Below are 24,700 nucleotides of genomic sequence, written 5' to 3' on the forward strand. Positions count from 1 at the left end.
CATCATCACGCGCGCGTGGCGACCGCCTGCTCGAAAACCTTGCCGCGGGTCTCCGGCAGCATCAGCACCGCGACCAGCACCAGCGAATAGGCGAACGCCGCGTCGATCCCGATCGCCGCACCGAGGCCGAGGTGATCGCTGAGATAGCCGACCAGGAAGGGAAACGCCGCGGAGACGATGCGGCCGAAATTGTAGCAAAACCCGACGCCGGTCCCGCGCACGCCTGCCGGATAGAGTTCGCTGAACAGCGCCGCCATGCTGGCGGGAATGCCCGCCGAGAAGAAGCCCAGCGGGAATCCGAGTACCAGCATCTGCGAATTCGAGAGCGGCGCGAAGATGTAGACCAGCACCGTCACGACGCAGGCGGCGGCGAACAGCGTCACGTTGGCGCGCCGCCCGATCCGGTCGCTGATGATCCCCGAGATCACGCAGCCGCAGAAGAAGGCGACGATGATCACGGCGAGATAGGCGCTGGAGCCGAGCACCGAGAGATGCCGCACCTCGCGCAGGAAGGTCGGCAGGAATGTCGTCAGCGCCGCATAGCCGCCATGGGCGCCGATGCCGAACAGGCCGCCGATCAAGGTCGAGCGCAGCACGTCGCGGTGAAAGATTCCGGCAAGCGTCGCAAAGAACGGCGGCTCGGCCTCGCGCGTTGCGGCGCGCGGCGGCTCCTTCAGCCCGCGGCGGATATACAGGATCAGCAGCGCCGGGATCAGACCGACCGCGAACAGGATGCGCCAGGCGATATCGGCGGGCGCATAGGTGAAGACCAGGGCCGACAGCAGCACCGCCGCACCCCAGCCGACCGCCCAGGCGCTCTGCACGGCGCCGAGCGCCTTGCCGCGATGCTCGGCGCGAATGATCTCGGCCATCAGCACCGCACCGCAGGCCCATTCGGCGCCGAAGCCGATACCCTGGATCGCCTTCAGGATCACGAGCTGGGTGTAGTTCATCGCGAAGGCCGAGGCGAAGGTCGCGAGCGCAAAGGTCGCGACCGTGATCTGCAACGCCTGCACCCGGCCGAAACGATCGCCGAGCGCGCCGCCGAGCCAGCCGCCGAACGCGCCAAAGAACAGCGTGACCGAGCCGAGCAGCCCGGCATCGGCCTTGCTGATCCCGAATGCAGTGATCAGCGCCGGAATGGCGAGGCTGAACATCTGGACGTCGAGCGCATCGAGCCCCCAGCCGCCGAAGCTTGCCCAGAAGGTGCGCCGCTCGAGCGGCGAGCATTCGCTGTACCAGTTTGCCATTTCTTCTCCCTGTGAATTCTTATGTTGTTATGTTTGGTTGCCGCGCTACCTGATCTCGGCGTGGTAGCGGAAGCGATCCGCCGGCCCGCGCGAGCGGCGCCATTCGATCGGCCGCCGCTCCAGATCGAAGGCCAGACGCTCGATCACGATCAGCGGCGCGTTGGCCTCCAATCGCAGCAGACGCGATTGCATCTCGGTCGCGATCTCGACGGTGAGGATTTCATCGGCGGAGACCACGACCTGGCCGCAGCGATCCTCGTAGAGCGGATACAGCAGGTCGCCGAACTCGGTGGTCGCCAGCGCGAGCAGCGCCTCGAAGCGCGACCTCTCGAGCCAGATCTCCTCGGCCAATAGCGGCACGTCGTCGATCAGCCGCAGGCGCGACAGGCTGATGACCGGCTCGCCGACGCCGATGCGCAGCGCCGACGCCACAGCCGATGTCGCCGGCATCGCCTTGCGCCGCAGGATGCGGCTTTGCGGCACGCGGCGCTCGCCGCACTCGGACTGGAAGCGGAAGAAGCGGAACAACGAGGAATTGAACCGCGCGCGGCGCACGAAGGTGCCGCGGCCCTGCTGGCGCTCCAGCACGCCGTCGCTGACGAGCTGATCGATCGCCTTGCGCACGGTGCCGATCGCGACGCCGTAATGCGCGCCGAGCTCGGCCTCGGAGGGGATCAGGTCCCCGGGACGCCATTCGTTGCGATTGATGCGCGCCGCGAGGTCGTCGCGGAGACGCTGGTAGCGCGGCAGGCGATCGTCGAGGGCTGAACTCATATAGTCATCTATATGAGTATGGGATGCGACGTCAATCGCTACCCTGATACCTCAAGCCTGAATGCTGCGCCCTACCCCAACTGCCAGACCGGCACCGGGTGCTCGTAACCCCGCACCGGAATCTCGCCGCGCGAGACGGCGTCCTTGCATTCGTCGCCGAGCGCCTCGCGCACGGCAGACGAGATCAGGAATTGCGAGCCGAGATCCTTGTTGAGCGCCTCGAGCCGCGCAGCGAAATTCACGGTGTCGCCGATCACGGTGTATTCCTTGCGCCGCGGCGAGCCGATACTGCCGGCCACGACCTCGCCGATATGGATGCCGATCCCGATGCGCAGCGGCCAGCTCGACGACGCATTGGTGCGCTCGTTGGCGGCCAGCATCTCGCGCGCGGCGGCGACCGCCTGATGCGCGGCGTCGCCGGCCTCGAACGGCGCGCCGAACAGCGCGAGAAAGCCGTCGCCGAGAAACTTGTTCACGATGCCGCCATGGCGATCGAGGATATCAACCAGCACGGCAAAGGCGCCGTCGAGCCGATCCACCACCTCCTGCGGCGAGCGTGAGCGCGCGCCTGCGGTGAAGCTGCGGAAATCGACGAACATCACGGCGACGCGGCGGATGTCGCTCGCGGTCGTGGCGCCCTCCGCCATCAGGCGTTCGACCACCTGCGGCGAGACGTGCTGGCCGAACAGATTGGTGATGCGGTCGCGTGCGGTGGCAGCCGCAATGCTGGCCGCGAATTGGCGCCGCAGCTGCAAGCCCACCCCACCGGCCAGCACGCCGCAGATCAGGATGATCGTGCTGCGCGCGGCGTGATAATAAATGCCTTGATCGGCCGCGACGCCGTCAGCCGCATGGAAGAACACCGCCATGTAGAACAGCTCGGTCGCCGCGACGAATCCGGTGAAGGTCGAGAGCCAGAAATCGAGCCGTAGCGTCGAGAGAATGATGAAGACGAAATAGACCAGAGGGGCGACGAAGCCGAGCGCCTCCTGGCGGCCCATGCTGTCGATATGCAGCGCCAGCACGACGGTCGGCAATGAGGTCTCGACCAGCGCGCCGATGTAGCGCCGGATCACCGGCAGGTCGCGGCCCTTGCGCCTGTACCAGCTGATCGCACCATGCACCCAGATTTCGAACAGGATCAGCGGAACGGTGACATAGAAAATGTAGTCGGGGCTGAGATTGCCGTGCCAGACCCGGCTGACCGCCTCGGGCGCGAACACATACACCAGCAGGCTGATCGCCCCCAGCACGATGGTCGTGCCAATCAGCACCTTGATGCGCAGCAGCTCGGTGGTCATCACCTCGCGCATCAAAGCGTGTTGGAAATCGGCGGATACGGTCGTGTCCTGCACCGCTTTGTCTTTAACCCAGAACCCGGCCATGCCTCTCACCCGGTCATTCCGGGATGGTCCGAAGGACCAGACCCGGAATCTCGAGATTCCGGGTTCGGTGCTTCGCACCGCCCCGGAATGACAATGAACAATCACTCCCATTCTGCCTCAATCGAGCGTACGGCGGAAGCGCGTCACGGCGACTGTCATGGCGAACAGCATCAGGGCGGCGAGCGCAATCGTGTCATATCGCAGGTTCGGCATCGCCGCGCCCTTCAGCATGATGGCACGGACGATGCGGATAAAATGGGTCAGCGGCAGGACCTCGCCGATATATTGCGCCCAGACCGGCATGCCCGCGAACGGAAACATGAAGCCGGACAGCAGGATGCTCGGCAGGAAGAACATCATCGAGAGCTGCATGGCCTGCAGCTGGTTCTGCACGATGGTCGAGAAGGTATAGCCGATCGACAGATTGGTGGTGATGAACAGCGTGGTCAGCAGCCCCAGCAATGTAAGGCTGCCGAGCACCGGTACGCCGAACAGCAACACGCCGATGCCGATGATCAGCCCGGCCTGGATGAAACCCACCATCACATACGGAATGATCTTGCCGAACATCACCTCGACCGGCTTGATCGGCATCGACAGCAGGCTTTCCATCGTGCCGCGCTCGATCTCGCGCGTCACCGACAGCGCGGTGAAGATCAGCATGGTCATGGTGAGAATGGTCCCGACCAGGCCGGGCACGATGTTCAGGCGGGATTCAGCCGCCGGGTTGTAGCGGGCATGGGCGCGGATCTCGAACGGCATTTCGGGCGGATCGCCGATATGCAGGTCGTGCGCCAGCGCCGACTGCACCAGCGGCCCGAGCGCGCCGAGCGCCGAGCCCGCCGCGACCGGGTCGGTGGCGTCGGCCGCGACCAGCAGCGCCGGCTTGTCGCCGCGTCGCACCGCGCGCTCGAAGCCGCGCGGGATCTCGACGCCGAACAGCACCTTGCCGGATTGCAGCAGCTCATCGAACTGCTCGACGGTGTGCACCTCGCGCGTGAAGCGGAAATAGGCGGTATTCTCCATCGCCTTCAGGATCGAGCGTCCGAGATCGGAATCCTCCTGCAACAGCACCGCGGTCGGCAGATGACGCGGCGTGGTGTTGATCGCGAAACCGAACAACAGCAGCTGCATCACCGGGATGATGATAATCATGGCGAACGATACGCGGTCGCGGCGAAGCTGGATGAATTCCTTGACCAGCATCGCGTAACTGCGCCGCCAGAAGCCGAATACCGGCTCCCTCTCTTCACCATTCCGGATCGTATCCGTCGCGCTCATCGGAAGTCATCCCTGGAAGTTGTCTCTGGAGCGCCCCATCAGGTCGATGAATACGTCTTCGAGCGACGGCTCGCTCGCCTGCCAACGCCACTTCGCGTTGCGGCGATACGGCGCAATGGCGCCCTCGAGCGCCGCCTTGTCGCGGCCGGAGACGTGCAGGCTGGTGCCGAACGGCGCCACCATGTCGACGCCCGGCTTGCCCGTGAGCTCGGCCATCAGGCCGTTGAAATCCTCGCCGGTGACGGTGTAGGTCGACAGCTCAGACTTTGCGATCACCTCATCCACCGTGCCATGCGCCAGCAGATGGCCGTAAGCGATGTAGGCGATCTCATGACAGCGCTCGGCTTCGTCCATGTAATGGGTCGAGACCAGCACGGTGAGGCCTTCGGCGGCGAGTGCGTGAATCTCGTTCCAGAAATCGCGCCGCGCCTTGGGATCGACGCCGGCGGTGGGTTCGTCGAGCAGCAGCAATTGCGGATTGGGCAGCGTGCAGGCGCCGAGCGCCAGTCGCTGCTTCCAGCCGCCCGACAGCTCGCCGGCGAGTTGCTCCTCGCGCCCCTTGAGGCCGATGCGCGCGATCATGTCGCGCGCGGCGCCGCGCGCGTCCAGCATGCCGTAGAGCCGCGCGACGAACTCCAGATTCTCGCGCACCGACAGATCCTGGTAGAGGCTGAAGCGCTGCGTCATGTAGCCGACCTTGCGCTTGATCTTGTCGGCATCGCGCCGGATGTCGTAGCCGAGGCAAGTGCCCTCGCCACTGTCGGGCGTCAACAGGCCGCACAGGATGCGGATGGTGGTGGTCTTGCCGCTGCCGTTGGGGCCGAGAAAGCCATAGATCGAGCCGCGCTTGACCTGCATCGACAGGTCGTGGACCACCTCTCGCCCATTGAACGATTTGGTCAGGCCCTTCACATCGATCGCGATGGACGATGCGTTGGAGCGGGCGTTGGTCGGACCGCCGTTCATCTGCGCTCCGCCATCGGCGTCTTCGAGTTAGTCTTGGGATTGAGGTAGATACTGATCGGCTGGCCGACGCGGAGGACATCGGGCCGGCTCGGCCGCGCCTGGATCAGATAGACCAGCTTGTTGCGCTCATCCAGGCTGTAGATGACGGGCGGCGTGTACTCCGCCGTGGTGGCGATGAAATAGATCTTGGCGGTGAGATCGGCGGCGCAATTGTCGCAGGTCACCCTCACCTCGTCGCCGAGCGCGAGCTTCGGCAGCTCGGTTTCCGGCACGAAGAAGCGCAGCTTCATGTTGCCGGGCGGCATGATCGACAGCACCGGCCGCTGCGCCTGCACCATCTCGCCCTCGCGGAAATAGATCTGCTGGATCGAGCCCGCGATCGGCGCAATGCCCTTGCGGCGGTCGAGGCGGGTCTGCGAGGTGACGACACGCGCTTCCGCGACGCGCAGCGCCGAGACGGCGGAATCCAGATTGGCCTGGGTGCCGGCGCCGGTGCCGCGCAGCGAGGCGGCGCGGTCATAGCTCTGCTGCGCGTTGGCCAAGGTCGCGTTGTTCTGGTTGAGATCGGCGCGCTGCAGATCGTCGTCGACCGAATAGAGCATATCGCCGGGCTTAACCTCGTCGCCCTCGCGCACATTGAGCTTGATGACGCGGCCGGATTCATCGGGGCTGACGAAGATCATGTCGGCCTCGACCCAGCCCTGGAAGCCGGGGTCGCGCTTCTCCTTGCAGCCGGCCAGCGCCACGACCAGCGCGACTGCTGTCACAAGCTTCATCGTGCGCGACGCGGTCATGTCTTCCTCCGTTCGCCGAAGATCAGATCGAGATGAACCTTGAACATCGCGAGCCCATCGAGCGGCGCGTGCCGGGCAAACAGGCTCTGCCAGATCACCGCGACGATCGCGGGCGCGACGACCAGCTGCGGGAAATCCCCGAGCTCGCGGTGCGTGATCTCGCCGCGCGTGATCGCGAGCTGGACCAGCGCCTTCATGCCGGTCAGGCCCTTCGACACCACCTCGCGGAAATAGAAATCGGCGATCGCCGGAAAGCGCGGCCCTTCGGACACGATCAGGCGGATGATGTCGCCGCGCCGGGTCGCCACGACCTCGCGCATGAAGGTCTCGGCAAATCCCTCCACCGCGTCGCGCACGGGACCGGTGATCGTCGGCAGCGCGGTCAAGCGGCCGATCAGCGGCACCAGTGCGGTGCGGATCAGCTCCTCGAACATCGATTCCTTGTCCTTGAAGTAGAGATAGAGCGTGCCCTTGGCGACGCCGGCCCGCTTGGCGACGTCGTCGAGCCGCGTCGCGGCAAAGCCGCGTGCGATGAACTCGTCCATCGCCGCCTCGATGATCGCCGCGCGCCGCTCCGCGGATTTCCCGGCGCGGCTCGCAGCCGGCTTCGTCTCAGGCACTGTTGCCGAGGCCACCTTCGGGATCCTCGCCGCGGCGGCCCGGATCGTGATCCGGCGGTTGGCGGGCTGGGTGCGGGTCGTCTTGTTGCTGCGCTTTGTCATGGCCATAATATGACTGACTGGTCAGTCATTGTCAATGTGATTCAGGAAAGCCCGGTTCGATACGAAATGTTCCTGTTCGCGTGCTTGAGCGGGATCAAAAACCGTTCCCATTTCCGGGCTGACGGTCAGAGGCCGTGCGACCGCGGTCTCGCGGCGCAACACTCGAGGAAAGCCGGGTCCCGATCGCCCCTACGGGTCCCGTGCACGCTCAAGCGTGCACTGCATTCCACACCGCCCTCTCCGTCATTCCGGAGCGTGCGAAGCACGAGCCCAGAATCCATCGCGCCGCGTAACTCCCGGACAAATGGATTCCGGGCTCTCGCTTCGCGAGCCCCCAGGTGCGCAATTGCGCACCGGGGAATGACGACGGAAAGAGTTGGCGCGCTACGTGTGAAACTTCAGCCCATCGAGGATCTTGTCGACCACCTTGCGCTCGGCGCGAAAGGCAAGGCCGACGAGGTTGAGTTCCGTGCGCGCGACCGCCTTCACGACCTCACGGTTGGCAGCATCATGCGTGGTCTTGAACATGTCCTCGGTATAGAGCGCAGGTTTCACCTCGCGCGCCAGCGCACGTTCCAGCGCGCGCGACAACTGCGCGCGGTCGGCGCCGTAGATCAGGATCGGCTGGCCGATCAGGGACAGATACTTCGTCCCCGAGCCGTCCTCGTAGTTCTCGCCGATGCATTCGGGAAAGGAAGCGGCGATGCCACCGGCGAGAAACGACGCCACGTTGAGCTTCTGCCAGACTTCCAGGTCGGTGCGGATCACGACCGCGATCTTGGTATCGAACTGCATGGCGCGAGTTTAGCGGCAGCGGCGGCGGAGACCAGCCCTGACGGCGCAAGGCACGCTAGCATATTGGTGACAGCGCGTAGCCCGCATGAGCGAAGCGATATGCGGGTTCGACCGCCCCGGATATCGCTTCGCTCATCCGGGCTACGAGAGCCGAGTTGTTGTTTCCGAATGTCGCAGGCCCTCACGCGGCCTCGCGAACGGACCGCTTACCCCTTGGCGTCGCATGCCCAGGCGCGGATCACGCATTCCTTGCCGCCATAGTCGTAGCATTTCTTGGTCGCGGCATTGAGCGAGCTCGAGATCTTCGGCGCCACCGCATAGCCATGCGCGCCGCAAGGATTCCTCATGTCGATCGCGAGCGCGGCACAGGCGCGCTTCATGGTCACGGTGGTGCAATCGTCCTTGCACTGCTTCAGCGCCGCGGCGCGCGCCGCGCCTTCCGCCGGGTAGTCGTAAGCCTGGCCATACGCCCCGCATTTGCCGACCGCGAACGCGCCGGCCGCGCGAGCCTTGGGGATGAAGGATTCCACGGAGAAGCGCGTGGCACCGAGTAGCAATGTCAGGACGAGAATCGTCAGCGCGCGGCGCTGCGCGGCGGCGGTCGAAATGATCAAGCGGAAATCCCCCAAAGTCCGGCGCGGACTGTACAAAGGGGTCGTTTCCAGATGGTGAATGACGGGTTGCGACGAGTTCTATCCGCTGGTCGTCCCGGCGAAAGCCGGGACCATAACCACCGCCTAGTGTGATCGAATTCGCTGGGGCCCCAGCGTCGCACAACAAGTGCATCCTGTGGTTATGGGTCCCGGCTCGCGCTTCGCTTGGCCGGGACGACGGCAGATGGAGCTAGCCGCGGCGCGCGGCTTCCAGCGCCTGCGGCGTGTCGATGTCGAGGAAGGCGCTGTTGCCTTCGACCGGGACCTCGGCGACCACCTCGGTATGCTTGGCGATCAGATGACGGGCGCCGATGTCGCCGTCGAGCGTCATCAATTCCCTGAAGAAGCGCCGCGACCACAACACCGGATTACCACGGCGACCCTCGCAGACGGGCACTGCGATCAGATGGCCGCGATCGGGCGCAAAGTTTTCGATCAGGCGATCGATCAGCTTCGCATCGATCAGCGGCATGTCGCCGAGGCAGACCACCGCGCCATCGGCGCTGTCGGAGACCGCCGAGATGCCGGCCTTCACCGAGCTGGCGAGACCGCCGGCGAAATCCGGGTTGCGGACGAACCTGACCTTGAGTCCATCAAGCGCCTGCTCGACCAGATCGGCCTGGTGCCCGGTGACGACGATCACCTCCGAAGCCTTCGAGGCCAGCGCCTGCTCGGCGACGATTCGCGCGAGCTTCTTGCCGTCGAGCTCGGCGAGCAGCTTGTTCGGGCCGCCCATCCGGGTCGAACGTCCGGCGGCGAGCACGATGGCCGCGACGTTGCGGTTGCCTTCGGTGTCCGGGACGGTGCGCGGCTGCGGCCGCGTCACGATCTCCATCAAGAGGCCGCCGACGCCCATGCCGGTGAGATCCGACCGTGTCACCTTGATGCCGGCGAGCAGCCGCATCAGCACCCAGTCAAAACCGTTCTCGACCGGCGAGCGCGCGCAGCCCGGCGCGCCCAGCACCGGCACGCCGCCGGCGCTGCCGATCAGGAGCAGATTGCCGGGATCGACCGGCATGCCGAAATGCTCGATCGCGCCGCCGATCTCGGTGATGGCGGCCGGGATCACGTCGCGGCGGTCGGCGATCGCCGATGCGCCGAACACGATGACGAGCTCGGCCCCCAAGCCGAGCAATTCCTTGATCGAAGCCGCGAGTACGGTCTCGTCATGCGGCACCCGGCGCTCGGCGATGATGGTGGCACCGGCCGGCGCGAGCCGTTCGGCGGTGACGCGCAGCGTCTTGTCGATCACCTTCGGCGCAAGGCCCGGCAGCAGCGTCGAGACCACGCCGACCTTCTTGATCGTGTAAGGCGCGATCCGCAGCGTATCCTTGCCCGCGACTGCAACTGCGGCATCGCGCAGCCGGCCCTCGACGCCGAACGGGATCAGCTTGACGGTCGCGATCATCTCGCCTTCGACCACCGGCTTGAACGCTGAGAGCGTTGCAAAGGTGATCGCCTCGTCGACGCCGTTGATGCGATCGACCGCGGCGCTGTCGACCACCAGCACGCCCGGGCGCGCCGCGAACAGATTGGCGCGGCCGGTGAAGGCGCGCTCGACATTGACGCCCTCGCCCGCCACCGCCTGCGCGATGCTGGCGGCCGCGACGTCCTCGGAGACGTCGCCCTCCTCCAGCCGTACCACGACGATGTCCTTGACGCCGGCTTTGGTCAGCGCCTCGACCTCGTCAGGGCCGATCGTGGTGCCCTTCTTCAGCACCAGCGTACCCTGGCGGAGCGTGTGCACGGTGACGCCGCCAATCGCGTCGGCCGGACTGGCGGGACCGAACTTCATGCCGCTTCTTCTTTTTCTTTGGGAGGCAAGCGCAGCTGCGCGGTGATCTCGGCCATGATCGCAACCGCGATCTCCGACGGCGACACCGCGCCGATATCGAGCCCGATCGGCGCGTGGATGCGCGCGATGTCGCTGTCCTTGGCGCCCTGCGCACGCAGCCGCTCGGCGCGCTTGGCGTGCGTCTTCCGCGAGCCGAGCGCGCCGATATAGAAGCAGTCGCGGTCGAAGGCGTGCAGCAGCGCCGGATCGTCGATTTTGGGATCGTGCGTCACCGCGACGAACGCCGTGTAGTGATCGACGTTGAGCGGCGGCAGCGCGACGTCGGGCCATTCGGCGACCAGCGGCACGTCGGGGAAACGCTCCGGGCTTGCAAACGCGGTGCGCGGATCGACCACGGTCACGTCGTAATCGAGCGAGCGCGCCAGCGGCGCCAGCGCCTGGCTGATATGGACCGCTCCGATGATCACGAGCTTTGCGGTCGGCGCGTAGACGTTGAGGAACAGCTTCTTGCCCGCGACCTCGACATTGCCGCTCTTGCCCATCCGCAGCTGCTTGGCGAGCTCGGCGCGTAGCGGATCGGCGGCGATGTCCTTGGCCTTGACCAAGCGCTGCTCGCCATTGGCGGTGTCGGTGACGATGATGACCGGGCGGCGCGCGGCGCGTTCGGCATTGAGCTCTTTGAGGATCTCGAGTTTCACGGCAAGTGCCCCGTTTCCGAAGTTCGTACCTCTCTCGCGGCGCCCTCTCGTACGAACTTCGGAAACAAGAGGGGCACTTGCAACTTAACGATTGTAGTGCCGCTTATCGATTTGAAGTTCCTGAACCGCACGCGCGGCATACACTACAGGAACTTCAAATCGGCGGCACTACCCGACCTTCTCGACGAACACGCGGATGGTGCCGCCGCAGGAAAGGCCAACATTCCAGGCCGTCTCGTCGGCGACGCCGAATTCGAGCATTTTTGGCTGGCCGCTCGCGATCACGTCGAGCGCCTCGGTGACGACAGCGCCCTCGACGCAGCCGCCGGAGACGCTGCCCAAGAACGTGCCGTCGTCATTGATGACGAGGCTCGAACCGGCCGGGCGCGGCGCCGAGCCCCAGGTCTCGACCACGGTGGCGAGCGCCACGCCATGGCCCTGCTTCTGCCAGGTCTCGGCGGCCTGAAGGATGTCTTCGTCGCGGTTCAGCATGGTGGCCTCCTGCTATCGGGTCAGGCTTCTTAGGCTACAGAGCGGATCAGGCTGCGGTGGTGCGCCGGTGGCGGGGATGACAGCGCCCCGATCAAGCCCTTGATGGACGTCAAGTTATGCACCGGACGAAATTCGTCAACGTGGGGCAGCATCATTTTGATGCCCTGGGCCTTGGCCTCGAAGCCGGAATAGCGCAGCAGCGGGTTGAGCCAGATCAGGCGGCGGCAGGAGCGGTGCAATCGGTCCATCTCGAAGGCCAGTTTGGCATCGGCCTCGCGTTCTAGTCCATCGGATATAAGGAGGACGATCGCGCCCTGCCCGAGCACCCGGCGGGCCCAGAGCTGGTTGAAGGTGTGCAGCGAGGTCGCGATCCGCGTCCCGCCGGCCCAGTCCTCGACCGAGGACGTGCAGCTCGCCAACGCCTCGTCGGGGTCACGCGCCCGTAACGCGCGCGTCACATTGGTCAGGCGGGTGCCGAACAGGAACACCGAGACCCGCTTGCGGTAGTCGGTGATGGCGTGCAGGAAGTGCAGGAACAGGCGGGTGTACTCGCTCATCGAGCCGGAGATATCGAGCAGCGCCACGATCGGCGCCGGCTTCTCGATCCGGCCGAGCTTTCGGATATCGATGATCTCACCGCCGGTGCGCAGCGAGTTGCGCACGGTGCGCCGCATGTCGAGCCGCAATCCCCGCGCATCCGGCTGGTAGCGGCGGGTGACCAGTTCGGCCTGCGGCAGCCGCATCCTGGCGATCTCGCGCGTCACCTCGGCGATCTCCGCCGCGGTCATCTGCGCAAAATCCTTCTTCTGCAGCACCTCCTTGTCGGAGACCGAGAGCTTGAGCTCCTGCTCCTGGGCCTGCGGCCGCTCCTCGCTCTTCGCCGGCTGCGCCATCGCCTCCTGGACGCGGCGCGAGGCCGGCGGCGGCTTCTTCCTGGCGTGATCGGGCAGCGGGACCGAATCCAGCATGCTCTTCCACTCCTCGGCGGCGCGGAAGAACAGCTCGAAGGCCTGGCGGAAGATCAGCGCGTGCTCATGGCGCTTGACGAAGATCGCCTCCAACGTGGCGTAGAAGTCTAAGCGATGGCCGACCTCGATAAGCTGCAGCGCATCGAGCGCATCGATCACCGAGCCCGGCCCCACGGGAAGCCCGGCCGCCCGCAACGCGCGGGCAAAGCCGATCACGTTGTCGGCCATGTGGCCGGTTGGGGGATTGAGGTGGTTGATGGCCATTAGATGCGCACTCTCTCCAACCCGTCATTCCGGGACGCGCGCAGCGCGGGCCCGGAATCCATTTTTCAACGCCGATGCGGCCCAATGGATTCCGGGCTCGCGCCAAGTGGCGCGCCCCGGAATGACGAACCTTTGTTGCGGCGCCCGACTGAACGTTGTTGCGGCGCGCGCGACTTACGTCTCGCTCGTCGCTTCCTTCAATGTCTTCTGCAACGCATCGCCCTGCATGCGCGCGATGTCGTCCTGGTACTTCAAGAGTGCGCCCAGCGTGTCGCCGACCACCTGCGGCGTCAGCGAGCGCGCGTCGAGCTCGGACAGCGCGGTGGCCCAGTCGATGGTCTCGGCGACGCCCGGCGACTTGTAGAAATCCTGGTTGCGGAGCGCCTGCACGAAGCGGACGACCTGCTGCGACAGTTTGGCGGAAATGTTCGGCACCCGCGACTTGACGATCGCGAGCTCGCGGTCGGCCGTGGGATAATCCACCCAGTGATAGAGGCAGCGTCGCTTCAGCGCGTCGTGGATCTCGCGGGTGCGGTTCGAGGTAATGATGACGATCGGCGGCGCCGGCGCCTTCACGGTGCCCAGCTCGGGGATCGTGACCTGGAAGTCGCTGAGGATTTCCAGGAGATACGCCTCGAACGCCTCGTCGGCGCGGTCGAGCTCGTCGATCAGCAGCACCGGGGGGCCAGCGACATCGGGCTCGAGCGCCTGCAGCAGCGGCCGCTTGATCAGGAAGCGCTCGGCGAAAATGTCGCTGGCGAGCTGGTCGCGATCGGTATCGCCGGAGGCTTCCGCGAGCCGGATCGCGATCATCTGCGCCGCGCTGCTCCACTCATAGACGGCGGAAGCGACATCGAGACCTTCATAGCATTGCAGGCGGATCAGCTTGCGCCCGAGCGCCGCCGACAGGACCTTTGCGATCTCGGTCTTGCCGACGCCGGCCTCGCCTTCGAGGAACAGCGGCCGGCCCATGCGCAGCGCCAGATAGGTCACGGTCGCGAGCGACCGCTCGGCGAGATAGCCGCGCGACGTCAGCAGCTCCTCGAGCGCATCGACGGAAGTGGGTAACGCCGGTGCACTCATGGAACAGCCAGTCTTCGAACAGGGGTTAGCAAAATCACGCCGTGGATTTGGTTCTTGGAACTAGACCTTGCGATCTAGCTCTTGGGATCTAGTCCCTTGTCTAGTCCCTTGGATCTAGTCCTTGGCGTTGGCGGCTTCCACCGCCCTGCGCGTCAGAACGCCGATCAGATGGGCGCGGTATTCGGCACTGCCGTGCAGGTCGCTGTTCAGCCCGTCGGCCGGAACCGCGATGCCGTCGAGCACCTTGTGCGAGAAGCGCTTCTTCAGGGGCTCCTCGAACGCGGTGACGCGGAACACGCCGTCAGAGCCCGCACCGGTGACCGCGACGCGCACGTCGGACGGACGCTTGGCCACGAACACACCAACCAACGCGTAGCGCGAGGCCTGGTTGCGGAACTTCACATAGGCCGCCTTCTTCGGCAGCGGGAACATCACCTTGGTGATGATCTCGTCGGCCTCCAGCGCGGTCGTGAACAGGCCCTGGAAATACTCCTCGGCCTTGAGGCGGCGCTTGTTGGTGACGATGGTCGCGCCCAGCGCCAGCACCGCAGCCGGATAGTCCGCGGTCGGGTCGTTGTTGGCGAGCGAGCCGCCGATGGTGCCACGGTGGCGCACGGCGGGATCGCCGATCATGCCGGCAAGCTCGGCCAGCGCCGGGATCGCCTCGCCGACAACAGCGGAGTTCGCGACCTCGGCGTGCTTGGCGGTGGCGCCGATCACCAGCGAGCGGCCCTTCATCTCGATCGTGTCGAGACCTTCGATATGGGAGAGGTCGACCAGATGCGGCGGGCTTGCGAGCCGCTGCTTCATGACCGGCACCAGCGTGTGACCGCCGGCGATCAGCTTGGCGTCCTCGTTCTTCACCAGCAGGTTGGCGGCCTGCCGCACGGTGCCAGGGCGATGATATTTGAATTCGTACATTGGAATGTCCTGATCGCTTGTCGCGACGAATTGCTGATTAGGCGAGGTCCGATTTGGCCATCGCCTTGGCGCCGGCGGCGATCGAAGCAACGATGTTCTGGTAGCCGGTGCAGCGGCACAGATTGCCTTCCAGCTCCTCCCGGATCACCTCGTCGGAGAGGTCGTGGCCCTTGCGATGGACCAGGTCGACGGCGGTCATGATCATGCCCGGCGTGCAGAAGCCGCACTGCAGGCCGTGATGCTCGCGGAAGGCCTCCTGCATCGGATGCAGCGGCGCGCCATCGGCCGCCAGCCCCTCGATGGTCTTGACCTCATGACCGTCGGCCATCACCGCAAGCGTCGTGCAGGACTTCACCGCCTTGCCGTCCAGATGCACGACGCAGGCGCCGCACTGCGAGGTGTCGCAGCCGACATGGGTACCTGTCAGCCGCAGGTTTTCGCGCAGAAACTGGACCAGAAGGGTACGGGGGTCGACGTTCGCGTTCACGGGGTTGCCGTTCACGATCATTGAAATCTTGGCCATCAGCACTCTCTTATCTGCCCCACCGCATATCGGCGAAGCAGGCGGTTTAAAATCATTCCAGACGGCATAATATGGGCGCGCCCTGCGATGGGCAACCTTTCGAGCCACCCATCCAGGACATAACGGCAAGGCACGGCGGGGCCTGAATGATCCGGCCCGCCTGCGGGGCTAACCTTGTACCGCCTTGGCAAAATTTGCAAAGAATTCGTCCGCCAGCTTCTTGGCGGCGCCGTTGATCAGGCGCTGGCCGAGCTGGGCGAGCTTGCCGCCGATCTGCGCCTCTACGTTGTAGCTCAGCAGCGTGCCGCCATCCTTGTCGGCGAGGCCGACGGTGGCGCCGCCCTTGGCGAAGCCGGCCACGCCGCCCTCGCCTTCGCCTGAGATCTTGTAGCCGTTCGGCGGATCGAGATCGCTCAAGGTGACCTTGCCCTTGAAGCGGGCCGAGACCGGGCCGACCTTCATCTTGGCGGTGGCGCGGAAGCCGCCCTCGTCGGTCTTCTCCAGCTCTTCGCAGCCGGGAATGCAGGCCTTCAGCACCTCGGGATCGTTGAGCTTGTCCCACACAGCCTGGCGCGGCGCTGCAAGCTGGACTTCGCCGGTCATTGTCATGGCCATGGGGGACCTCCTCGATCGCTAGAACCTTTGCCCCCAAGTAAAGCAGCCCGGGCGCAAAGGAAAGGGCACCTTCGGAGGATGAGCGATGCATATTCGCACCGCAGCAAGACGCGTCCGCCGTTCACGAAATCGCGCAATCTACGCTGCCGAAATTGGCGGCAGCGGCGGGCCATTGGCAGGAGCGCGCGACAGTGGTTAGGTCGCGCGCCATGAGCACAGCCCTCTCCCCCCTGCTTGCGCCGATGCTGTCGAGCGCCGCGATGCGCGCGGTGTGCGACGACGCTGCCACCCTGCAAAACATGCTGGATTTCGAGGCCGCGCTGGCCGGCGCCGAAGTGGCCTGCGGCGTGATTCCCGCGGCTAGCGCGGGACCGATCGCTAGCGCCTGCAGGGCCGAATCATTCGACCTTGCCGCGCTGGCCGATGCCGCGACGCGATCCGGTAATCTGGCGATCCCGCTGGTAAAGGCCCTGACCGCCAACGTCGCCAAGGCGGATGCCGAGGCAGCGCGCTATGTGCATTGGGGGGCGACCAGCCAGGACGTCATCGACACCGCGACCATGCTGTCGCTGCGCGCCGGCATCGATGCGCTGCTCGCCGACCTCGACCGCGCCGTTGCGGGTTTTGCCGGGCTTGCCCGTGCCCATCGTGACACCGCGGTGGTGGCGCGGACCTGGCTGCAGCATGCGCTGCCGATGCCGTTCGGCCTGAAGCTCGCCGAATATGCCGCGGCCCTGCATCGATCCCGCAAGCGCTTACTGCGCCTGCGCCGCGAGACGCTGGCGGTGCAATTCGGCGGCGCCGCCGGCACGCTCGCCGCGCTCGGCAACAACGGACTTTCGGTCGCAGCAGCGCTTGCGCAGGAATTGGACCTGCCCTTGCCGGATGCGCCCTGGCACACCCACCGCGACCGCATCGCCGAGGCCGCGTCGGTGTTCGCCATCCTCGCCGGCAGCTGCGGCAAGATCGCGCGCGACATTTCACTGATGATGCAGACCGATGTCGGCGAAGCCTTCGAGCCCGCCGGCGCCGGCCGCGGCGGCTCCTCGACCATGCCGCACAAGCGCAACCCCGTCGCCGCCGCGAGCGCGCTGGGGGCTGCGACCATGGCGCCGAACCTCGCTGCCACGATCTTCGCAGCGCAGGTGCAGGACCATGAGCGCAGCGCCGGCCCGTGGCATGCGGAATGGCCGACATTGCCGGGCCTGATGCTGGTGACCTCGGGCGCGCTTGCCGCCATCGTCGATCTCGCCGAAGGCCTCGAGGTCGATGCGGCGCGCATGCGCGCCAATCTCGATGCGACCCACGGGCTGATCATGGCGGAAGCCGTCACCTTTGCGCTCGCCGAAAAGATCGGCAAGGGCGACGCCCATCATCTGATCGAAGCCGCGAGCAAGAAGGCGGTCGCCGAGAAGAAGCATTTGCGCGACGTGCTGTCGGCGGATGCGACGGTCACCGCGCATCTCGACGCCAAGAAAATCGCGGGGCTGTTCGAGCCGATGGCCTATCAGGGCGCCTCGCAGGCGCTGATCGACCGCCTGCTGGCTTCACTGGATGACAAGTAGCGGGATGACGAGAGGGACAAGACAATGCCGATGATCAACGCCGACGGATGCCTGCTCAACGTCCAGGTGGATGGCCGCGACGGCGGGCCGACCTTGATGCTGTCGAACTCGCTCGGCTGCACCTTGCAGATGTGGGAGCCGCAGATGCGCGCGCTGACACAGATGTTCCGCGTCATTCGCTACGACCGCCGAGGCCACGGCAAATCCGGCGTGCCCGCAGGGCCCTACTCGATGGAACGGTTCGGCCGCGACGCGCTAGCGATCCTCGACGACCTCAATATCGAGAAGGTGCACTGGTGCGGCCTGTCGATGGGCGGCATGGTCGGACAGTGGTTAGGGGCCAACGCGCCTGAAAGATTCGGCAAGATCATCCTCGCCAACACCGCCTGCTACTATCCCGATCCGACCAACTGGCTGAACCGCATCAAGGCGGTGAAGCAAGGCGGCATCGCGGCCGTCGCCGACACCGTCATCGCGGGCTGGCTGACCGCCGACTTCCGCGAGCGCGAGCCCGAGACCGCGGCACGCATGAAGGCGATGCTGCTGGCCTCTCCCGTCGAAGGCTATCTCGCCTGCTGCGAGGCGCTGTCGACGCTCGACCAGCGCGCGCTGTTGCCCCGGATCAAGAGCCCGACCCTGGTGATCGCGGGAAAGCAGGACATGGCGACGCCGGTGTCGGCGGGTGAGATGATCCGCAGCGGCATTCCCGGCGCCAGCATGACGCTGCTCGATGCCGCGCACATCTCCAATGTCGAGCAGTCGCACGCCTTCACCGAAGCCGTGGTCGGCTTCCTGACGCAACGCTGACCACGACGCCGTAGCCCGGATGGAGCGAAGCGAAATCCGGGACAAGTATCGAGACGAACGCCGAACCCCGGATTACGCTTCGCTCCATCCGGGCTACGATTCCAAATGCACAACAGCATCATTGCGAGAAACGAAGCGACGAAGCAATCCATCCTTCCGCATAGGCGGCCCCATGGATTGCTTCGCTGCTCGCAATGACGGGAGGAGACATCAATGGACGACAATCAGCGCCGCGACGACGGCATGACGCAGCGCCGCAAGGTGCTTGGCAATGAATGGGTCGACAAGTCGATCAAGAACCGCAACGCGTTCAACACCGACTTCCAGGACCTGATCACGCGCTATGCGTGGGGCGATATCTGGACCCGGCCGCATTTCGATCACCGCACGCGCCGCGTGCTGGTGATCGGCACCATGGTCGCGCTCGGCCAGTGGGACGAGTTCCGCCTGCATGTGCGCGCAGCGCTCAGCGAAGGCGGCTTCACGCCTGAGGACATCAAGGAGATCCTGCTGCAGCAGGCGATCTATTGCGGCGTGCCCGCCGCCAATCACGCCGTCAAGGAAGCCGGCGCGATCATTGCCGAACTAGGGCTGCTGAAGGGATAGTTCGCTCGCCGGTGTGCTGGCCTCGGCGGCCGGCGCCTCGGTAGCGGGCTTCGGCGAGGTCTCGAGCAGCATCACGATCGCGGTGCCGAGCAGCATCAGAAGCTCGGCCGCATGCATCCGCAACGCTTCGATCTCGCCGACCTTGGATGCCATCATCATGCTGGCAAAACTCAGCACGCTGCCGAGGCAGAGCGCCACCGCCAGCGCCTCGTCCGCGCCGCTGCTGGTCTTGCGCAGCGGCGAGAACGCGGCCATCGCGAGGAAGACCGCGAAGAACGCCACCACGGTGATCCGCGCCAGCGCCAGCAGCCATGCGAGCCGCACCGTCGCCATCTTGCCGAGGTGCAGATAGTCGCTCGCATACAGCGCGATCGACACGCTCGGCCGCTCATAGAGGCCGTGGATCGGCGACACCATGATGCTGAAGGCGATGATGGTCCAGACCGGAATGAAATAGGCCGCAAGCAGCGCGCCGTTGAAGGAGCTGATCCGCCAGTTGCTCGACATTGCCGCTTCCCGCTTCTCTCCGGCGCCTTTTGGATCGGCGACGGTTCAGCCTGCGAGGTAACGCCGATCGATTGCCGGCAGCAATTTAAACCCTTTGTTAAGGTTAAGCGCGGTGCGATGGTTCCGGATCGATGCGATCGGGCCCGGCCAGCACCTGCGCCGGCCGAGATAAAGGGGGTAAAATGACCGAAAGAACCCGCGTTTTCGTCGCGACGCCCTGCTTCGGCGGCGACCTGAAGATGGCCTATGTGCTGTCCGCCCTGAAGCTTCAGGCTGCGGCCACTGCCCGGGGCATCGACATCCAGTTCCACCTGATCGGAAACGAATCGCTGATCGTGCGCGCCCGGAACGAACTGGCCCACCAGTTCCTTGTATCCGGCGCCAGCCATCTCCTGTTCATCGATGCCGATATCGGGTTCGAACCCGAGGCCGTGTTCCGGCTGCTGGATTGCGGCACCGATGTTGCGGCCGCGGCCTACCCGCTCAAGCACATCGATTGGGCAAAGGTGCAGCGGGCTGCGGAAGCCAAGCGCAAGAACCTCGCGTCTTCCTCGCTGGACTATGTCGTCACATGGGAGGGCGACCAGCTCACGGCTCGCGGCGATGGCTTCGCCAAGGTCCGATATGCCGGAACCGGCTTCCTGATGATGAAGCGATCCGCCCTCGTCAGGCTGTGCGACGCCCATCCCGAACTCAAATATCGGGCGAACCACAAGAGCAACGACTTGAACACCGGCGACCTGGTTCGCGCCGACCTCGACCGCGTCTCGCTGTTCGAATGCATGATCGACAAGACGACCGGCGAGTATTTGTCCGAAGATTACGCCTTCTGCCGGCGCTGGATCGATCTCGGCGGCGAAATCTGGCTGGACCTTCGAAGCGAGCTCACGCATTTCGGTTCATATGCCTTCCGCGGCCGCTTCGCCGATCAATTGGCCTGAACAGACAGCAGAAACAAATGAGCTGACAAAAGGGCTTCGCCATTCGGCGAGACCCTCTTGTTGCATCCGCTCAATTGCCCGGAATGAGCGCTCCGGATTGGGCTTCTGGCCCTGCCGGCGCGGATCCTGCTGCTCCCCGGGCTTCAGATTGCCGCCGTGGCTCGGCCAACACGGGTTCCGGCGCGATCATTGCAAGGCAACAAGGTGTCGACCCTGTGACATCGGAACCGCACCCGCCGAAGTAGTTATGTACAAGCCCTCTCTGCTGCTGCCACGCTGTTGCCGCCGCCGGGGTTCCACTGTTAGAAAATACCACGACGCGACGGATCAGGCTGCCGGGGGCCCTCGGCGCGTCACCCCTCGAGTTACGGCAGCGCATGGATTATTTCGCCCAGCAACTGATCAACGGCCTCGTGCTCGGTTCGATCTACGGCCTGATCGCCATCGGCTACACGATGGTCTACGGCATCGTCGGCATGATCAACTTCGCCCATGGCGACATCTTCATGATCGGCGGCTTCATCGCGCTGATCTCGTTCCTGGTGCTGGTGTCGCTCGGCCTCACCGCGATCCCCCTGATCCTTCTGATCGTGCTGCTGGTCTCGATGGCGATCACCGCGCTCTATGGCTGGACCATCGAGCGCATCGCCTACCGGCCGTTGCGGCATTCGTTCCGCCTGGCGCCGATGCTGTCCGCGATCGGCATGTCGTTCGTGCTGACCAACTTCTCGCAGGTGTCGCAGGGCGCGCGCGTCAAGCCGGTGCCGCCGATCATCACCGGCGGCTACACGCTGCATGAGGGCGCGCAAGGCTTCGCCGTGCAGCTCTCCAACGTCCAGATCATGGTCGTGCTCGCCACCATCGTGGTGCTGGCGCTGTTCACCTGGCTGGTGTCGCGCACGCGGCTCGGGCGCGACATGCGCGCGTGCGAGCAGGACCAGACCATGGCCGCACTGCTCGGCGTCGACGTCGACCGCACCATCTCGATGACCTTCGTGATCGGTGCCGCGCTCGCCGCCGTCGCCGGCATGATGTACCTGTTGTATTACGGTCTGGTCGATTTCTTCATGGGCTTCGTCGCCGGCATCAAGGCGTTCACCGCCGCCGTGCTCGGCGGCATCGGCTCACTGCCGGGCGCGATGCTCGGCGGGCTTGCGATCGGCCTGATCGAGACGTTCTGGTCGGCCTATTTCTCGGTGGAATACAAGGACGTCGCCGCGTTCTCGATCCTGATCGTGGTGCTGATCTTCATGCCGACCGGCCTGCTTGGCCGTCCCGAAGTCGAAAAAGTCTGACAGGCACTTCGTGAGCGCGACCTCAGCCCGCCCATCGCCCGCCGCGCAGCCCTCGGGCAGCGCCTTCATTCTCAAGAAAGCCCTGATCAGCGCATTGGTCGCGCTGGTGCTGTTCTCGCTGATGATCGGCGTACGCACCGAGGCCGGACCGCAAGGCGGCCTGATCTACTGGACGCGGTTCGGCGACCTCGCCGCCCTCGTCGGCACGGTGTTCGGCGGCAGCATCATTGTCGAGCTGCTGCGGCAATGGTGGGGACCGGTCGACAAGGACAGCATCGTGCCGAAGCCGGTGCAATCGGCGATATCGTTCGCCGGACGATGGCTGGCGCCTGCGCTCCTGGTGTTCACCTTCCTCGTGCCGGTCATCTTCTACAACCAGCGCTACATTCTCGACCTGTCGATCCTGGTCCTGACCTATGTGATGCTGGGATGGGGCTTGAACGTCGTGGTCGGCCTCGCCGGCCTGCTCGACCTCGGCTATGTCGCCTTCTATGCGGTCGGCGCCTATTCCTACGCGCTGCTTGCGACCAATTTCGGATTGTCGTTCTGGGTCTGCCTGCCGCTCGCCGGCATCCTGGCGGCGTTCTGGGGCGTGCTGCTCGGCTTTCCGGTGCTGCGGCTGCGCGGCGATTATCTGGCGATCGTGACGCTCGCCTTCGGCGAGATCATCCGCCTCGTCATCATCAACTGGCAAAGCCTGACCGGCGGCCCCAACGGCGTCTCGGGGATTCCGCGCCCGACCATGTTCGGCATTCCGCTGACGCCGGGCGACGACGGGCTCGCCGCCAAGCTCGGCATCGAGTTCTCGCCGACCCACCGCCTCGTCTTCCTGTTCTATCTGATCCTGGCGATGGCGCTGCTCACCAACTGGGTGACGATCCGGCTGCGGCGGCTGCCGATCGGCCGCGCCTGGGAGGCGCTGCGCGAGGACGAGGTCGCCTGCCGCGCGCTCGGCATCAACACCACGACCACCAAGCTGACGGCGTTCGCGACCGGTGCGATGTTCGGTGGCTTGGCCGGCGCGTTCTTCGCCACGCGGCAGGGCTTCATCAGCCCGGAATCCTTCACCTTCCAGGAATCGGCGCTGGTGCTGGCGATCGTCGTGCTCGGCGGCATGGGCTCGCAGCTCGGCGTGGCGCTGGCCGCGCTCGCCATGATCGGCGGCTTCGAACTGTTCCGCGGCCTCGATCAATACCGCATGCTGGTGTTCGGCATCGCCATGGTGCTGTTGATGATCTGGCGGCCGCGCGGGCTGATCGGCCATCGCGCGCCGACCGTGTTCCTGGAGCGCAACCAGGCGATCTCCTCCGACCTCGTCAAGGAGGGCCACGGATGAGCGGCGACCACATCCTCACCGTCGACCGCCTGATGATGCGCTTCGGCGGCATCGTCGCGGTCAACGAGCTCTCCTTTGCGGCCGAGCGGCGCAAGATCACCGCGCTGATCGGGCCGAACGGCGCCGGCAAGACCACCGTCTTCAACTGCATCACCGGCTTCTACCGGCCGAGCGGCGGCGCGATCCGCCTCGCCCATGATGACGGCCGCACCATCCAGCTTGAGCGGCTGAACGATTTCCGCATCTCCAAGCAGGCCAAGGTGGCGCGCACCTTCCAGAACATCCGGCTGTTTCCCGGCATGACCGCGCTGGAAAACCTGATGGTCGCCCAGCACAACGCGCTGATGCGCGCCTCGGGCCTGACCCTGCTCGGCCTGCTCGGCCTGCCGTCCTGGCGCGAGGCCGAAGCGCGCGCCATCGAGCTGGCACGGACCTGGCTCAACCGCGTCGGCCTGCTCGACCGCGCCGACGATGCCGCCGGCAATTTGCCCTATGGCGACCAGCGCAGGCTCGAGATCGCGCGTGCGATGTGCACCGAGCCGGCACTGCTCTGTCTCGACGAGCCCGCGGCGGGGCTGAACGCGCGCGAGAGCGGCGGGCTCAACGAGCTCTTGCTGTCGATCCGCAACGAACAGGGCACCTCGATCCTCTTGATCGAGCATGACATGTCCGTGGTGATGGAGATCTCCGATCACATCGTGGTCATGGACTACGGCGTCAAGATCGCCGAAGGCACGCCGCAGGCGGTGCGCGACGACCCCAAGGTGATCGCCGCCTATCTCGGCGCCGACGAGGAAGAGGCGATCGCCGTGATGGAGAGCGGCACGTGAGCGCGGCAGCGGCAACCACACCCCTGCTCGCGGTGCGCGGCGTGCGTGCGGCGTATGGCAAGATCGAGGCGCTGAAGGGCGTCGACATCGCGATCAATCGAGGGGAGATCGTCGCCCTGATCGGCGCCAATGGCGCCGGCAAGTCGACGCTGATGATGACGATCTTCGGCCGGCCGCGCGCCCGCGCCGGCACCATCGAATTCGACGGCCACGACATCACCGGCGTGTCGACCCACGAGATCGCGCGGCTGCGCATCGCGCAATCGCCCGAGGGCCGGCGGATCTTTCCGCGCATGAGCGTCGCGGAAAACCTGCAGATGGGCGCCGACGCCACCGAATGCAGCGAGGCCGAACGCGAGGCCGGGCTGGAGCGCGTGTTCGCGCTGTTTCCGCGGCTGAAGGAGCGCGTCACACAGCGCGGCGGCACGCTGTCGGGCGGCGAGCAGCAGATGCTCGCGATCGGCCGCGCCCTGATGAGCCGGCCGCGCCTGTTGATGCTGGACGAGCCCTCGCTCGGCCTCGCGCCGCTGATCGCGCGCCAGATCTTCGACGCCATCCGCACGCTGAACCGGCAGGATGGCCTCACCGTGCTGATCGTCGAGCAGAACGCCAACCATGCGCTGAAGCTCGCACATCGCGGCTACGTCATGGTCAACGGCCTGATCACGCTGGCCGGAACCGGCGCCGAATTGCTGCAGCGCCCGGAAATCCGCGCCGCCTATCTGGAAGGCGGCCGCCGCGGCTAGCTCAGCCCTGAGCGCCGCCCTTGCAGCAGGATGTGGCTGATGCAGCGTCGATTTGCCTGAAAATTGCCGGTGACTTCGCCGCGAAATC

The 24,700-nt window shown here is 65.6% G+C and carries 27 protein-coding genes; 9 read left to right on the plus strand and 18 right to left on the minus strand.

Going from position 1 to position 24,700, the window contains the following annotated elements:
• Window positions 1-5 precede the first annotated feature (5 nt).
• From AAFG13_RS10420 to AAFG13_RS10450, 7 genes are all read right to left on the minus strand, one after another.
• The gene (locus AAFG13_RS10420) at window positions 6-1,250 is read right to left on the minus strand and encodes an MFS transporter (protein ID WP_342711954.1); all 1,245 of its coding nucleotides are present in this window, start codon (window positions 1,248-1,250) and stop codon (window positions 6-8) included.
• A gap of 45 nt (window positions 1,251-1,295) precedes the next feature.
• On the minus strand, window positions 1,296-2,024 hold the full coding sequence (locus AAFG13_RS10425; protein WP_342711955.1) for a GntR family transcriptional regulator: 729 nt from the start codon (window positions 2,022-2,024) through the stop codon (window positions 1,296-1,298).
• Between the two features lie 71 nt (window positions 2,025-2,095).
• Entirely contained in the window at window positions 2,096-3,409 is a 1,314-nt protein-coding gene (locus AAFG13_RS10430) for an adenylate/guanylate cyclase domain-containing protein (protein ID WP_212309931.1), read from the minus strand.
• 117 nt (window positions 3,410-3,526) lie between these two features.
• The gene (locus AAFG13_RS10435) at window positions 3,527-4,690 is read right to left on the minus strand and encodes an ABC transporter permease (protein WP_212309932.1); all 1,164 of its coding nucleotides are present in this window, start codon (window positions 4,688-4,690) and stop codon (window positions 3,527-3,529) included.
• A 6-nt stretch (window positions 4,691-4,696) separates the two neighbouring features.
• Window positions 4,697-5,656 (minus strand): ABC transporter ATP-binding protein, encoded by a 960-nt coding sequence (locus AAFG13_RS10440; RefSeq protein ID WP_212309933.1) that lies wholly within the window; start codon window positions 5,654-5,656, stop codon window positions 4,697-4,699.
• The gene (locus AAFG13_RS10445; RefSeq protein ID WP_212310738.1) at window positions 5,653-6,432 is read right to left on the minus strand and encodes an efflux RND transporter periplasmic adaptor subunit; all 780 of its coding nucleotides are present in this window, start codon (window positions 6,430-6,432) and stop codon (window positions 5,653-5,655) included. The genes AAFG13_RS10440 and AAFG13_RS10445 overlap by 4 nt, the downstream gene beginning before the upstream one ends.
• Before the next feature lie 14 nt (window positions 6,433-6,446).
• Window positions 6,447-7,070 (minus strand): helix-turn-helix domain-containing protein, encoded by a 624-nt coding sequence (locus tag AAFG13_RS10450; protein WP_342713314.1) that lies wholly within the window; start codon window positions 7,068-7,070, stop codon window positions 6,447-6,449.
• Here AAFG13_RS10450 and AAFG13_RS10455 point away from each other — a divergent pair.
• Window positions 6,982-7,185 carry a hypothetical protein gene (locus AAFG13_RS10455; protein WP_342713584.1) on the plus strand — a complete coding sequence of 68 codons (204 nt, stop codon included), beginning with the start codon at window positions 6,982-6,984 and terminating at the stop codon, window positions 7,183-7,185. The genes AAFG13_RS10450 and AAFG13_RS10455 overlap by 89 nt on opposite strands.
• Window positions 7,186-7,556: 371 nt before the next feature.
• Here AAFG13_RS10455 and AAFG13_RS10460 read toward each other — a convergent pair whose 3' ends face one another.
• From AAFG13_RS10460 to AAFG13_RS10505, 10 genes are all read right to left on the minus strand, one after another.
• Entirely contained in the window at window positions 7,557-7,967 is a 411-nt protein-coding gene (locus tag AAFG13_RS10460) for a DUF2000 family protein (RefSeq protein ID WP_212309935.1), read from the minus strand.
• A 206-nt stretch (window positions 7,968-8,173) separates the two neighbouring features.
• Window positions 8,174-8,524, minus strand: coding sequence for a DUF4189 domain-containing protein (locus AAFG13_RS10465; protein ID WP_342713315.1), 351 nt, complete (start codon window positions 8,522-8,524; stop codon window positions 8,174-8,176).
• Window positions 8,525-8,810: 286 nt separating this feature from the next.
• Window positions 8,811-10,415, minus strand: coding sequence for a molybdopterin-binding/glycosyltransferase family 2 protein (locus tag AAFG13_RS10470; RefSeq protein ID WP_342711956.1), 1,605 nt, complete (start codon window positions 10,413-10,415; stop codon window positions 8,811-8,813).
• Window positions 10,412-11,113, minus strand: a complete 702-nt coding sequence (locus AAFG13_RS10475; protein ID WP_212309938.1) for an XdhC family protein — start codon at window positions 11,111-11,113, stop codon at window positions 10,412-10,414. Before AAFG13_RS10475 ends, AAFG13_RS10470 begins: the two co-directional genes overlap by 4 nt.
• A 168-nt stretch (window positions 11,114-11,281) precedes the next feature.
• Window positions 11,282-11,605, minus strand: coding sequence for an XdhC family protein (locus AAFG13_RS10480; RefSeq protein WP_021077800.1), 324 nt, complete (start codon window positions 11,603-11,605; stop codon window positions 11,282-11,284).
• Between the two features lie 29 nt (window positions 11,606-11,634).
• On the minus strand, window positions 11,635-12,837 hold the full coding sequence (locus AAFG13_RS10485; RefSeq protein ID WP_212309939.1) for a VWA domain-containing protein: 1,203 nt from the start codon (window positions 12,835-12,837) through the stop codon (window positions 11,635-11,637).
• Window positions 12,838-13,011: 174 nt separating this feature from the next.
• Window positions 13,012-13,920: a MoxR family ATPase gene (locus AAFG13_RS10490; protein ID WP_092115264.1), complete on the minus strand. Its 909-nt coding sequence runs from the start codon at window positions 13,918-13,920 to the stop codon at window positions 13,012-13,014.
• Between the two features lie 114 nt (window positions 13,921-14,034).
• Entirely contained in the window at window positions 14,035-14,841 is an 807-nt protein-coding gene (locus AAFG13_RS10495) for a xanthine dehydrogenase family protein subunit M (protein ID WP_342711957.1), read from the minus strand.
• A 37-nt stretch (window positions 14,842-14,878) separates the two neighbouring features.
• Window positions 14,879-15,364 carry a (2Fe-2S)-binding protein gene (locus AAFG13_RS10500; protein WP_021077804.1) on the minus strand — a complete coding sequence of 162 codons (486 nt, stop codon included), beginning with the start codon at window positions 15,362-15,364 and terminating at the stop codon, window positions 14,879-14,881.
• 168 nt (window positions 15,365-15,532) lie between these two features.
• A complete protein-coding gene (locus AAFG13_RS10505) occupies window positions 15,533-15,979 on the minus strand; it encodes a carbon monoxide dehydrogenase subunit G (RefSeq protein WP_016840413.1) in 447 nt (148 codons plus the stop codon).
• Window positions 15,980-16,188: 209 nt separating this feature from the next.
• Between AAFG13_RS10505 and AAFG13_RS10510 the strand changes: the two genes are divergently transcribed.
• The 3 genes from AAFG13_RS10510 to AAFG13_RS10520 all read left to right on the plus strand — a co-directional run bounded on the left by AAFG13_RS10510 (window position 16,189) and on the right by AAFG13_RS10520 (window position 18,957).
• Window positions 16,189-17,544, plus strand: coding sequence for a 3-carboxy-cis,cis-muconate cycloisomerase (locus AAFG13_RS10510; protein WP_342711958.1), 1,356 nt, complete (start codon window positions 16,189-16,191; stop codon window positions 17,542-17,544).
• Between the two features lie 24 nt (window positions 17,545-17,568).
• Window positions 17,569-18,351 carry a 3-oxoadipate enol-lactonase gene (gene pcaD, locus AAFG13_RS10515; RefSeq protein WP_342711959.1) on the plus strand — a complete coding sequence of 261 codons (783 nt, stop codon included), beginning with the start codon at window positions 17,569-17,571 and terminating at the stop codon, window positions 18,349-18,351.
• 213 nt (window positions 18,352-18,564) lie between these two features.
• Window positions 18,565-18,957 carry a carboxymuconolactone decarboxylase family protein gene (locus AAFG13_RS10520; RefSeq protein ID WP_173637433.1) on the plus strand — a complete coding sequence of 131 codons (393 nt, stop codon included), beginning with the start codon at window positions 18,565-18,567 and terminating at the stop codon, window positions 18,955-18,957.
• Here the strand turns inward: AAFG13_RS10520 and AAFG13_RS10525 are convergent.
• On the minus strand, window positions 18,937-19,464 hold the full coding sequence (locus AAFG13_RS10525) for a hypothetical protein (protein WP_342711960.1): 528 nt from the start codon (window positions 19,462-19,464) through the stop codon (window positions 18,937-18,939). The two genes, AAFG13_RS10520 and AAFG13_RS10525, sit on opposite strands and share 21 nt — an antisense overlap.
• Window positions 19,465-19,646: 182 nt before the next feature.
• On the opposite strand from AAFG13_RS10525, the gene AAFG13_RS10530 reads away from it, so the two are divergent.
• The 5 genes from AAFG13_RS10530 (at window position 19,647) to AAFG13_RS10550 (ending at window position 24,612) form a co-directional block, all read left to right on the plus strand.
• A complete protein-coding gene (locus AAFG13_RS10530; RefSeq protein ID WP_212309944.1) occupies window positions 19,647-20,405 on the plus strand; it encodes a hypothetical protein in 759 nt (252 codons plus the stop codon).
• 377 nt (window positions 20,406-20,782) lie between these two features.
• On the plus strand, window positions 20,783-21,700 hold the full coding sequence (locus AAFG13_RS10535) for a branched-chain amino acid ABC transporter permease LivH (protein ID WP_176530347.1): 918 nt from the start codon (window positions 20,783-20,785) through the stop codon (window positions 21,698-21,700).
• 10 nt (window positions 21,701-21,710) lie between these two features.
• A complete protein-coding gene (gene livM, locus AAFG13_RS10540) occupies window positions 21,711-23,036 on the plus strand; it encodes a high-affinity branched-chain amino acid ABC transporter permease LivM (protein WP_342711961.1) in 1,326 nt (441 codons plus the stop codon).
• On the plus strand, window positions 23,033-23,866 hold the full coding sequence (locus AAFG13_RS10545) for an ABC transporter ATP-binding protein (RefSeq protein WP_176530346.1): 834 nt from the start codon (window positions 23,033-23,035) through the stop codon (window positions 23,864-23,866). Before livM ends, AAFG13_RS10545 begins: the two co-directional genes overlap by 4 nt.
• The gene (locus AAFG13_RS10550; protein WP_212309945.1) at window positions 23,863-24,612 is read left to right on the plus strand and encodes an ABC transporter ATP-binding protein; all 750 of its coding nucleotides are present in this window, start codon (window positions 23,863-23,865) and stop codon (window positions 24,610-24,612) included. Before AAFG13_RS10545 ends, AAFG13_RS10550 begins: the two co-directional genes overlap by 4 nt.
• Window positions 24,613-24,700 lie beyond the last annotated feature (88 nt).

This window comes from Bradyrhizobium sp. B124, assembly GCF_038967635.1.
In the GTDB taxonomy this organism is placed as follows: domain Bacteria; phylum Pseudomonadota; class Alphaproteobacteria; order Rhizobiales; family Xanthobacteraceae; genus Bradyrhizobium.